The organism is Roseburia zhanii (genome assembly GCF_014287635.1).
GTDB classification, from domain to species: domain Bacteria; phylum Bacillota; class Clostridia; order Lachnospirales; family Lachnospiraceae; genus Roseburia_B; species Roseburia_B zhanii.
Map to the genome: position 1 here is coordinate 1 of NZ_JACOPH010000076.1, position 854 is coordinate 854.

The 854-nt window shown below is 34.0% G+C and carries 1 pseudogene; it reads left to right on the plus strand.

Going from position 1 to position 854, the window contains the following annotated elements:
* Nucleotides 1-477 (plus strand): annotated as a pseudogene (locus tag H8S17_RS16190) (hypothetical protein); the annotation flags it as partial.
* Between the last annotated feature and the right edge of the window lie 377 nt (nucleotides 478-854).

An 854-nucleotide genomic window follows, 5' to 3' on the forward strand; every position in this document is an offset into this window, starting at 1 on the left:
TATGGTTTCGATGATATTGGAATGGGAGCTGCATATGCCTATTCTACTATGTATCAAAAAATTGTAGAAGGATATAGGAATGGAACAAGAGAAGTGTATGTATGCGATAATCCAGAGAGTGGAAAAAGACGTCTGTTGTCAATGGATGAAGAATTGGAAAAGCTAAATAAAGGTTTTGAGGAACTGATAAAATGGGACAAAATGGTTGCCAAAAGTCAAAAGCAAAATGCAGAAAATAAGCAGAAATTTCAGAATACAAAATTGGATGAATCGTTTGATGCCTTTGATATAAATCAGGCATGTGACTATATTCAAGATTCTTATTTAGAGTTCCGTTCACTTTATCTGGAGCAATATGAAAGAACGGGAGGAAATATAGATATAAAGTCTTTGTTTTCTTCTGTTTTAAGAAGCGGAAATCAGGATATGCATAAATATTGTGAATTTCTGTTTGAAAAAATTGGTTTTATTGTTTAATGCGGGTATTAAAATGTTTGAGAAATATTGAAATAATAAGGAAAAAGCAAGGGAGGGCAGTGGACTATGAACATTTTAAATAAACAGGTTGATTCCATCTATGACCGACAGAAAAATTTATATAGTAAATATCCGCATTATAGCTAACAGAATGCAGAAAGTAAAAAGGTATGCGAACAAGAAAAAATCACAGCAACATCTGGAAAGGATGTATTGGGTATCACAAAAGGAGATAAAGAAAATTCTTATATTGTGCATTTCTCTGATTCTGCAATGGTCAGCAGGGCAGTTGCAAGAGGATATGTTACGGTCAATGGTAAAGAGGTGGAATTGACGGAAGATACCAAGCAGCAGTTGTTAAAGACAGACAAAGAAGC